This is a genomic window from Moraxella caprae DSM 19149, assembly GCF_000426885.1.
GTDB classification, from domain to species: Bacteria; Pseudomonadota; Gammaproteobacteria; order Pseudomonadales; family Moraxellaceae; genus Moraxella; species Moraxella caprae.
In genome coordinates, this window is the sequence record NZ_AUGF01000001.1 from 147,585 (window position 1) to 158,228 (window position 10,644).

Genomic DNA, 10,644 nt, shown 5'->3' on the forward strand with positions numbered 1-10,644 from the left:
GGTGTTCATTTGTCTATAATTTACCCGCTCATTACTTACTCATCTTGTTAGCTTGCCAACGAGCCATAATTTTATCCCACAGACTCATGGCAGGCTCGCCCGTATAGACGATGTTACCTGCGACATTATCGGATGTCTTTGGCAAAAGATTGGGTTCGGTTTTGCCCAAAAAATGCACCACATCAGATTTAGAATTTAGGTCAATTTGACAACACATGGCTTACTCCTTAAGAAATGGTAAGATTATATTAAACAAATTACCATGAATATTCAAGTATTTTTTATTGTTAAAGCACCCGTTCGCCATATTGTTTTCAAACTTTGAAAATGCTATGATGGTTTTATGTTTTACCCAATCAGGACTTTTTATGAAAAAATTAAGCATCGCCCTACTTAGGTGCCACCTTGACTTTATCGGGTTGCACCACTGTTGCTGACATGGCAGGCATGGACACCAAAACCCTAAACGCCCAAGCAGGCTCCCACTATCAACAAATGCTCAGCAAAGCCAAGACTGTTCAACGTGCCTTTAACCGTCTAAGACCACATGCCGACTCCCTAAATAACACAGGCGTGCGTTTTGACTGGCAAATGACCGTGGTTAGGGATAAAACCGAGAATGCTTGGGCGATGCCAGGGGGTAAGATGGCATTTTACACAGGACTGGCTGAGAATTATAATTTGACCGAGAGCGAGATTGCCGCCATTGTCGGACACGAGATGGCTCACGCTTTGCTAGAACACAGTAAAAAACAAATGGGGGCAAACGTCCTGTCTAGCCTAGCGGTACAGCTTGGTGCTGCCGCTGTCCAAGCCAATACAGGTTATAATGCCGACATGGTCAATCTCGGGGCAAGTGTGTTACACGAATACGGACTTGATAAACCCTACTCTCGCCATCACGAATACGAAGCGGACGCACTCGGCATGCGACTGATGGCGATGGCAGGTTACAACCCTGCTGATGCCATCAACGTTTGGAAAAAGATGAACGCCAAAAAAGGTGGTGGTAGCAAGGCAGGTAGCATTCTCTCTACCCACCCCAATAACGACAGTCGCATTCAAGCGATGGAGAAACTTCTGCCTGAGAACCGTGCCATCTATGAGCGTGCCATCAAACGTTAATCTAAATTATCATGGCATGGTCGAAAACAAACCCTGCATATTGGCAGGGTTTGTTTTTGTACAAAAGCACAGAGCATTAGGTCAGCATCTGATACAGTCGCATGATACTAGGATAGCCCAGCACTTGGCGTAGCTTCATGATACCTTCTTCTAAATGAGCTCGGGAACGCACCACCACCTGTATAAAGGTCGCCCCGACCCCACCGCCTGATTTCTCATCTGCCTTGACAGACGTCTGCTCAATACCAATGTTCAAATCTCGCAACTCATAAATCGCCTGACTCATCTGCTCTTCATTTAGCATGGCGTGGATTTTGAGCATGGCAGGAAAATGCAGCTGTCCAATCGAGTTGGCATGGTCAAGTTTGATATCCGACTTCCAGTTGAGCTGTATGACCTGATAAGGGTTCTCAGCACGGATGTTTTCTAGTGAATAGCATTTATGACGATGGACGGTCAGCCCTTGACGTGCCGACAAATGTCCGACGATGTTATCGCCATACATGGGATTACAACATCTGGCAAAGGTGATCTCCACACCCTTAATGCCTGCCAATAAATGCTTGGTTTGGGTAATCTCCGCCCCGTCTGCCACATCCACTTCTTCGCTAAACAGACGAGAGACGACCAACTGTGGCAGTAGTGTGCCTGTGGCGATTTGTAGGAAAATCTCGCTTTGACTTGCCACGCCACGCCATGCCAAAATATCCGCCCAATCCCGCTCGGATAAGTCATCTAGTGTTTTATCATAAGGCTTTAAGGCACGCATCAAGGCTTCTTTGCCATAATGCTCTTTTTGGTCATGGGGCAGATGTTTTAGGAATTTTAAAATCTCATTGCGGGCTTTGTTGGTCGCCACAAAGCCAAGCCAATCTGCCTTTGGCGTGGCATTTTTATCAATATCAATGCTCACGGTATCACCATCTGCTAGCATCAACCCAAGCTTACCATGCTCGCCATTGATGTCCGCCCCTGTGGCGATGTTGCCCACAGCAGGCCCGACCGCATAGGCAAAATCGAGTGCCGTCGCCCCACGGGGTAGCTCATAGGCACGCCCTTGGGGGCTATAACAGACGATTTTACGCTCATGCAGATAGCTCATAAGCTCATTGATGACTTTAAGCGACGTCTCCGCATCTTCGCCTTCGACCGCCGCCAAATCCTTCATGTTACGCAAACTTGCCTGTATCACCGACTGACTGATGTCATTTTTGCTATTGCCAAGTACGCCCAAGCGAGACGCTTCTTTCATGCGTGCGGTCATGAGCGTGACTTTAATGAAGTTATAATCTTTTTGATAAATCAGCGACAGCGACTGATTGCCCCCTGCTAAGGGTTTACGGATATTGTCCTGAATGTTACGGTCAGCGATTTCAAACTTTTGGATAAGATGATACGCCAACTTATCACACGCCCCGATGTCTTCTAGCACCACCTCAAAATCATATTGGCGAATCAAGCGATTGGCTTGTCCACGGTTTTTAAAGAACTGCCGATACATGCTTGTGCGGTTGTCCAGCACCTGCACATGTCCTTTTAGGTTTAGATATCCTAGCAGGTTTTGTAGATAAGTGCTAATCTCAATCTTTTGAAAATTACGCCCCAAACCATGTTGCAACAACTTGTCATTAAATTTGTTGTACATGACAGGGTTAAGGTTACGATAACACAAAAGCTCGATGTAGTCAGCGATGTCGTTTAGCCCCATAATGCGCGCGAACGGCACATAAAAATCCAACGTCTCACGAGCGGTTGATTTTTGTTTTTCTTCTCGTACCGCATCCATGGTACTCATGTTATGCAAGCGGTCAGACAGCTTGATGATGAGTACACGGGGGTCTATGAGCGTGGCATTTAAAATCTTATGAAAAGTCGCTGCCTGTGACTGCTGTTTGCTCATGTTGCCCGATTTTAGCTTAGTTACGCCATCCACCAGTCGTGCCACCGTCTCGCCAAACTCACTTGCCACCAGCTCATCGGTAACTTCGGTGTCTTCTACCGTGTCATGCAAAATCGCAGCAATGATAGAATCTTTATCAAGTGAGAACCCTGCCAAAATCTCCGCTACCGCAATGGGATGCGTGATGTACGGCTCGCCCGATTTGCGTTTGTCCTTGATGTGTGCCATGTCGCCAAAATGGCACGCCCGTAGCACGTCCGCCCGCTCTTTGGCATCTAAGTAGCTGACCGCATTCATCAGGCTGTCTTTGGCTTCATCCACCAAAGGATGACTAAAACGTGTGGGGATATTATCGGCGTGGTAGTTGGCTAACATGATTGGTTTGGCTCGGTAGTGTGTTGGTTGGTTGTTTAATTAGGGCGTGCCTACCCTTTATAACACTATTTACAATATAGAAATATTGTGAAAATAAATCAATCGTTTTTGCATGAAAAATGGCTAAATCTTGTGGCTCGAAGTCAAAAACTTGTCTGATAGAAGACTCACAGCCTCAAGTTTTTTCCTTGAAAAACGTGCGATTTTTCGTGATTTTCATTGCAAATACAAAAGGCAGGCACGCCCTAACAAAAAGCTCTTGAAGTGGGGCATGATTTTATCTAAAAAAATCCCCAATCCGAACCTTATAATTAATCAGTTTTTCGTTAAATTGTCAAGGGAAAATTATCCGTTTTTATGGAGTTATTTTTATGATAAAATCAGAAAGTTTAATGAATGACAAAACAAAAAACCACGCCAAAAGCATGGTTTTTAGGACTGTATATGATTTTAAAAACCATTAGCCGTTGGATCAAACGGTGGCGGTTCTTTTTTCACATACACTTCTTCGGGCTTATCTAAAATCGCACGGGTCACATGACCATCGGCAATCTCACGCAGAGCAAGCACGGTTGGCTTGTCGCCTTCGGGAGTCACCAACGGGTCGGCACGCCCTGTGGCAAGCTGACGTGCTCGTCTTGATGCCACCAAAATCAAATCAAAACGGTTATCCACCGTATCCAAACAATCTTCAATCGTCACTCGTGCCATAAATCACACTCTTTACATTGATAACAATCTATTATTATAACAGATTTTTACCATTTTAAAAGTGGAAAATTAAGGTTTGACACACCCTAACTTACCAATAACTGACTGATTAATTTTTCATGGCGTGCCGTTTGCTTGTCGATGGCAAGGCGATAAGCAGTGATGATGGATTTTATCTCAGATAATGCCACATCAAAATCATCATTAATCACCACATAGTCAAAGTTCACATACTCTTGCATCTCACGCACCGCCCCTGCCAGTCTGGTCTCGATGACCTTTGTGGCATCTTGGTTGCGATTCATCAGACGGCTACGCAGGGCTTCACGGCTTGGCGGTAGGATAAAAATCATCACCGCTTGAGGAATGAGTTTTTTGACTTGCAGAGCCCCTTGCCAATCAATCTCCAAAATCACGTCCATGCCTGCACTGAGCAAATCATTGACCGCCGTCTTACTAGTGCCATAATAATTACCAAACACTTCAGCATGCTCCAAAAACTCACTCTCCCCCACCAAGCGGATGAACTCATCTCTATTGGTAAAATAATAATGCTCGCCATCAATCTCACCACGTCTGGGTTCACGGGTGGTGTGCGAGACACTGACCACGAGATTTTTGGTGGTGGCAAGTAGCTCCTTGACCAGTGAAGTCTTGCCTGTGCCTGAGGCGGCGGTGATGATAAAAAGCGTGCCTTGGGTGGGGTTTGTGTTCGTCATGATGATTTCGCCAAATGATGATGATTGACAAATTATAGCACAAATTGTCATATCCTAAAACGACAAATTATGATAAAGTAAGCCGTTTGATGTTGAGTTATTTGGAAATCTTTCATGCAAATTCTACTTGCCAATCCCCGTGGCTTTTGTGCTGGCGTTGACCGTGCCATTGCCATTGTTAATGAAGCTTTATGCCGTTTTAATCCGCCCATTTATGTCCGCCATGAAGTCGTCCACAACAAATTTGTGGTTGAAGATTTGGCTCGTCGTGGGGCGGTGTTTGTCGAAGAGCTGGACGAAGTGCCTGATGGGGCGATTGTGATTTTCTCGGCTCATGGCGTATCCAAAGCAGTCGAAGACGAAGCGACACGCCGTGATTTGACCGTGTTTGATGCCACCTGCCCTTTGGTTACCAAGGTGCATATTGAAGTGGGTAAATTTGCCAAAGGCGGTATGGATGCCATTCTTATCGGACACGCAGGACACCCTGAGGTGGAGGGTACGATGGGGCGGTTTGACACGAGTTTCGGCGGTCGCATTCATCTGGTCGAAGATGTGGATGACGTGGCAAACTTAGACTTTGGGGCGGACAAAGAGCTTGCGTTTGTTACTCAAACCACCCTATCCATGGACGACACCGCCCAAGTGATAGACGCCCTAAAAGATAAATTCCCCCAAATCAACGCCCCAAGAAAAGACGACATTTGCTACGCCACCCAAAACCGTCAAGATGCGGTAAAATCTTTGGCAAAAGAATGTCAAATCGTCCTCGTGGTCGGTTCGCCTAACTCGTCCAACTCCAATCGCTTGCGTGAGCTTGCCGAACGACTGGGGGCAAAGGCGTACCTCATTGATAACGCTTCTCAGATGGATAAGGCATGGTTTGATGGCGTGGACAAAGTCGGAGTTACCGCAGGTGCGTCCGCCCCCGAAGTACTGATAAAAGAAGTGCTAGACACCTTGCAAGACTGGGGAGCAGATGCCCCCACCGAGCTGTCGGGCATTGAAGAGAATGTTACTTTTTCTCTACCCAAGAGTTTGCGATAATTATTAGGGCTTGTCACTAACCAGTCATAAACGAAACATCTGTTTATAATTTATCAAGCAAAATGGCGGAAAATGGTTGTCCCCACTTCTTAATTGGGCTACACTAAACCTGTAACCCACCATCAATTTTAATTAAGACAGGTACAGCCATGACCCGCCAAACCGCTCATCATCAAGCCACTCATTGCACTCGCCCTGCCATCATGACCGTCATTCATGGCGACAAGACACACACCATCAGTAACGACATGATTGTCCAAACCCTAGCCAAATTAACCACGCCCATCAAGCAAGCAACGCCCAGACGATGTGTAGCATAAGGGTTTTGTCATCTTATTCTTTTGGCAACAGTCTTTCAAACACCAACAATTCCTGCTCCAAAAACTCAATCAGCTGTTCAATGTGTGGCAAAGCACTTTGGCAAGCGGTAATGCCAAAATCTATCTTGTCTTGATAATTGGTTAGCGTGATGTTCAAAGCCTGCCCATCTAATAGCACCGACGCAGGGAAAATCCCCGTCAGTCTTGCCCCATTAAGGTACAATGGCGTATTATCCCCTGGTACATTTGAGATGATGAGATTAAAGGCTTGGCGGGTCGGCATCACCCCCGTGCTTAGGTTAGCAAATGCCATGCCATAAGTAAGCAGGCTATAATTAATGACCTGTGCCTGATTCATGCGAGAAAATCGCTGTTTGCCATCATCCACGCTTGCCTTGATGGTCAAAAGACGCTCGGCAGGGTCGGATTTGTGCGTGGCAAGGTTGGTGAGAATGAAAGAGAGCTGATTGCCCATGGCACTTTTATCACGGCGAAGCGATATCGGCACAAAGGCGATGAGTGGCTTGGCAGGCAGGGCATCTTGGGCAAGTAGATATTCACGCAACGCCCCTGCACAGATGGCAAGCAGGACATCATTGGTCGTCGCCCCAAAATGCTCGGCAATCTTTGCAAACCGCCCTTTTTTAAACGAGACAAACGACAGCTGACGTGAACTGCTGATTTTTTGATTTAAGATAGACTTGGGGGCATCAAAGGTACTGGTAAAATGCGGATTCTTTTCCCCAAAGTGATTTTTGACACTATTAACCAGCTCTCGCCCCACAGGATAGATGGTGGCAAGCTGTTCTTTGATGATTTTTAGGGGCGGTTTGTGAATGGGTAAGATGGCGTTGATTTGACTGCGGTATTTGGTGGATAACGACCAAAACGGGGCGGTCATCTTCTCTGTTTTGGACGCTGAGAGCGACATTTGAAGCAGTCGCATACCAGCAATGCCATCTGCCATGGCGTGATGAATCTTTAAAAACAAGGCAAAGCGAGCGTTACCACCATCGTAAGCAGGGGCAAGCCCATCGATGAGATGAAATTCCCACAACGGCTTGGCTCTGTCCAACATCAGCCCATGCTCACGTGAGATATAGTTCGTCAGCTCTCGTGTGCCACCGGGTTTGGGTAGGGCGACATGGCGGAAATGATGATTAACATCAAAATCCCCATCTGGCTCCCAAAACAGCCCCTTGCTTAGCACTTGGTTAAAAGGAAAGCTTGGCTTGGTGCGTGTCACTTCAATGTCTGATACCAACTTTGTCAAAAAATCATCACCCGCCCCGTCAGGCACCTCAAAAATACACAAACCTGAAACGTGCATCGGCTCTTTACGAGTTTCAAGCATTAAAAATACATGGTCAATGGCATTTAAAGCACGCACGTGTTATCCTTAATTGATGAAATTATTTATAAATGGGTTAGAATGACAGTTTAATGACATGAGTAAAAATATGATTAGTATAACAAATTTTTGTAAAAAATTTTATCAATCCATGACTATTTTTAAAAAATTTTTTAGAGTGTGCCTGCCTTTGGTATTTGCAATGAAAATCACGAAAAATCGCACGTTTTTCAAGGAAAAAACTTGAGGCTGTAAGTCTTCTATCAGACAAGTTTTTGACTTCGAGCCACAATCCGACCACTTAACTGGGTAAATTTTAAGAGTTTTAACTTAATTTTTTAAATTAAGTGGTCGGATAACCATTTTTCATGCAAAAATTAATTTAAAATATTAGGTTTTTAACTTATTTTATAAGAATGTTATCAATGGTAGGCACGCTCTAATAAAAAAGAGCGAAACATTCAGCCCGCTCTTTTGATTGATATGACTTATTTGCTGTCAAGCTGTGGCACGGCGTTACCACCCGACAGTCCCAAAAGCCCTGCATTACTATAAATACCCAATTTGGCACGGGTATCAGCGATGTCAAGATTACGCATGGTCAGCTGTCCGATACGGTCAGTTGCGGTAAAGCTTGCGTCTTCCACTTTTTCCATAGACAGGCGTTCAGGCTCGTAGGTAAGATTGGGCGATTTGGTGTCTAGGACAGAGTAGTCGTTGCCACGGCGAAGTTCAAGCACCACCTCGCCTGTGATGGCTTTGGCTACCCAACGCTGGGCGGTCTCACGAAGCATTAAGGCTTGACTGTCAAACCAGCGACCTTGATAGAGCAAGCGACCCAAACGCAGTCCGTTAATGCGGTACTGCTCGATGGTGTCTTCGTTGTGAATGCCCGTAACCAAGCGTTCGTAAGCGATGTGCAAGAGAGCCATGCCGGGGGCTTCATAGATACCACGAGATTTGGCTTCGATGATGCGGTTCTCAATTTGGTCGGTCATGCCCAAACCATGTCGTCCGCCGATTTCGTTGGCTTTTAGCATGAGTGCCACAGGGTCGTCAAATGTCTCGCCATTTAGTGCCACAGGATTGCCTTCAAAAAACTCCACTGTAACGGTCTCGGGGACAATCTCCACGCTCTCATCCCAATAGCGTACGCCCATAATAGGCTCAACGATTTTGTGGCTTGCGTTCAAAAACTCCAAATCTTTGGCTTCATGTGTCGCCCCAAGCATATTGGAGTCGGTAGAATACGCCTTTTCTTTGCTCATTTTGTAGTCAAAACCGTTATCAATCAAGAATTGGCTCATTTCCGCTCGTCCGCCAAGCTCATCAATAAAGGTCTCGTCCAGCCAAGGCTTATAAATTCTAAGCTTAGGATTGGTGAGTAGCCCATAACGATAAAAACGCTCAATGTCATTGCCCTTGTAGGTGCTACCATCGCCCCAAATGTCCACGCCATCGTCGCTCATGGCGGTTACAAGCATGGTGCCCGTTACCGCACGTCCTAGTGGCGTGGTATTAAAATACGGCATACCACCTGTCGTGATATGAAACGCCCCGCACTGAATGGCACAAATGCCTTCACGAGCAAGCTGGGTACGGCAGTCAATCAGGCGAGCCTTTTCTGCTCCGTATTGCATGGCTTTGGCAGGGATTGAATCATAGTCGGACTCGTCAGGCTGTCCTAGATTGGCAGTATAAGCATAAGGCATTGCCCCTTTTTGTTTAATCCACAAAATGGCGGCAGACGTATCCAAACCGCCAGAGAATGCGATACCTACCTTTTCGCCCACAGGCAAAGATTCTAAAATGGTGCTACTCATACCAACTCCAATTTTCATAAAATAAAAGAATGCAATCCAAAAATTATAACACTTTTGGCAAATCTTAGGGTAAAAATTTTAAAAATTTGGCAAATTTTCACAAAAATAGGCGAAAAATTTTTAAAAATTTGCTAAACTAGTAAAATTTAAAATAGTCATCATTTTTAAAATTGATAACTCAGTCATCATAAAGCCATGATTGCCCTAACCCTATGATAACCTTAAAAATAGACACCACCGCCCAAAGTTTGACCGTATTTGATGATGATAGGCTTATCAAAACCCTGCCTGTCTCTACCGCCAAAAATGGCACAGGACAGCTTGAAAATACAAGGTGTACGCCACTTGGTAAGCATATTATTAACAATAAAATTGGGGGCGAACACCCCAAAAATGCCGTCTTTGTCGGGCGAGTGTTTACAGGCGAGCTTTATGATGACAAGTTGGGGCAAGCCAATCCTGACAGGGACTGGATTTTGAGTCGGATTTTGTGGTTAAAAGGTGTGGAAAACGGCTATAATCTTGGCAAAACCGCAGACGGTGCGGTGTGCGATACCCACGCCCGATATATCTACATTCACGGCACGCCCAATACCGAGCCTGTGGGCGTGCCGATGTCGCATGGCTGTATTCGTATGAGAAATAATGACGTAGTGTGGCTATATAATGTGGTAGATGCAGGGACACAAGTTTTAATCATTTAGCCTATTTATCAAAAATATTTTCATTTTTTAAAAAGGCAATTTATGAAATACACTCTACAAAATGAAAAAGTGCTACGGTTTTTCGTTTGTGGTGAGCCTGTCGAACCATGACGGAAAATAGCTCAGGGCGAACAGTTTCCGTGGTAAAATTTAATTTTGTTAGCTGTATTTATTATTATTTCCTATTATCGTATTAACCGCTTGTGTCAATATTCCTCACAAATCTGATAATGAAAAACCACAAATCACACAAACCGCCCAGTCGGATATTAGACCTCCTGCAAAACCCATTCTATGCTAAAATACCTCAATGAACTACGAAGCCTCCACACACCTATCCGACACCAAATTCAAACGCTTAGTTGGCATTGAACGCAGGGTTTTTAATGAAATGCTTGCTTGTTTAGAGCAAGCACAAGCTGCTGTACATCAAAGAGGCGGTAGAAAACTTAAAATCAGCATGCCCAATTTGTTAATGGCAACCTTACAGTATTTTAAAGAATATCGCACCTATGAGCAGATAGCCGCTGACTTTGGCATCCATGAAAGCACACTTATCCGTAAAAGCC

General features: G+C 45.2%; 11 protein-coding genes. 5 read left to right on the forward strand and 6 right to left on the reverse strand.

From position 1 onward, the window contains the following. Positions 1-31 precede the first annotated feature (31 nt). Complete coding sequence (locus K941_RS0100770) at positions 32-217, reverse strand: hypothetical protein (RefSeq protein ID WP_029102089.1); 186 nt, start codon at positions 215-217, stop codon at positions 32-34. A 221-nt stretch (positions 218-438) separates the two neighbouring features. Here K941_RS0100770 and K941_RS0100780 point away from each other — a divergent pair, with 221 nt between their 5' ends. Then, positions 439-1,125, forward strand: coding sequence for a M48 family metallopeptidase (locus tag K941_RS0100780; RefSeq protein WP_084137631.1), 687 nt, complete (start codon positions 439-441; stop codon positions 1,123-1,125). Positions 1,126-1,201: 76 nt separating this feature from the next. Here K941_RS0100780 and K941_RS0100785 read toward each other — a convergent pair whose 3' ends face one another. The 3 genes from K941_RS0100785 to gmk form a co-directional block, all read right to left on the reverse strand. Continuing rightward, positions 1,202-3,400 carry a RelA/SpoT family protein gene (locus tag K941_RS0100785; RefSeq protein WP_036387084.1) on the reverse strand — a complete coding sequence of 733 codons (2,199 nt, stop codon included), beginning with the start codon at positions 3,398-3,400 and terminating at the stop codon, positions 1,202-1,204. Positions 3,401-3,850: 450 nt separating this feature from the next. Next, a complete protein-coding gene (gene rpoZ, locus K941_RS14270) occupies positions 3,851-4,111 on the reverse strand; it encodes a DNA-directed RNA polymerase subunit omega (RefSeq protein WP_051225765.1) in 261 nt (86 codons plus the stop codon). Between the two features lie 86 nt (positions 4,112-4,197). After that, positions 4,198-4,830, reverse strand: a complete 633-nt coding sequence (gene gmk, locus K941_RS0100800; RefSeq protein ID WP_036387085.1) for a guanylate kinase — start codon at positions 4,828-4,830, stop codon at positions 4,198-4,200. Positions 4,831-4,944: 114 nt separating this feature from the next. Between gmk and ispH the strand changes: the two genes are divergently transcribed. Together ispH and K941_RS16995 are read left to right on the forward strand one after the other, a co-directional pair. Continuing rightward, positions 4,945-5,877 (forward strand): 4-hydroxy-3-methylbut-2-enyl diphosphate reductase, encoded by a 933-nt coding sequence (gene ispH / locus K941_RS0100805; RefSeq protein WP_029102094.1) that lies wholly within the window; start codon positions 4,945-4,947, stop codon positions 5,875-5,877. A gap of 149 nt (positions 5,878-6,026) precedes the next feature. Continuing rightward, a complete protein-coding gene (locus K941_RS16995; protein WP_156892282.1) occupies positions 6,027-6,197 on the forward strand; it encodes a hypothetical protein in 171 nt (56 codons plus the stop codon). A gap of 13 nt (positions 6,198-6,210) precedes the next feature. Here K941_RS16995 and K941_RS0100815 read toward each other — a convergent pair whose 3' ends face one another. Together K941_RS0100815 and argG are read right to left on the reverse strand one after the other, a co-directional pair. Continuing rightward, positions 6,211-7,587 (reverse strand): WS/DGAT/MGAT family O-acyltransferase, encoded by a 1,377-nt coding sequence (locus K941_RS0100815; RefSeq protein ID WP_029102095.1) that lies wholly within the window; start codon positions 7,585-7,587, stop codon positions 6,211-6,213. Between the two features lie 449 nt (positions 7,588-8,036). Continuing rightward, on the reverse strand, positions 8,037-9,371 hold the full coding sequence (gene argG, locus K941_RS0100820) for an argininosuccinate synthase (RefSeq protein ID WP_029102096.1): 1,335 nt from the start codon (positions 9,369-9,371) through the stop codon (positions 8,037-8,039). Positions 9,372-9,583: 212 nt separating this feature from the next. On the opposite strand from argG, the gene K941_RS0100825 reads away from it, so the two are divergent. Then, positions 9,584-10,075 carry a L,D-transpeptidase gene (locus tag K941_RS0100825; protein WP_029102097.1) on the forward strand — a complete coding sequence of 164 codons (492 nt, stop codon included), beginning with the start codon at positions 9,584-9,586 and terminating at the stop codon, positions 10,073-10,075. Between the two features lie 310 nt (positions 10,076-10,385). Further along, on the forward strand, positions 10,386-10,644 hold a 259-nt coding region (locus tag K941_RS0100830), incomplete at its 3' end, for an IS5 family transposase (RefSeq protein WP_029102098.1).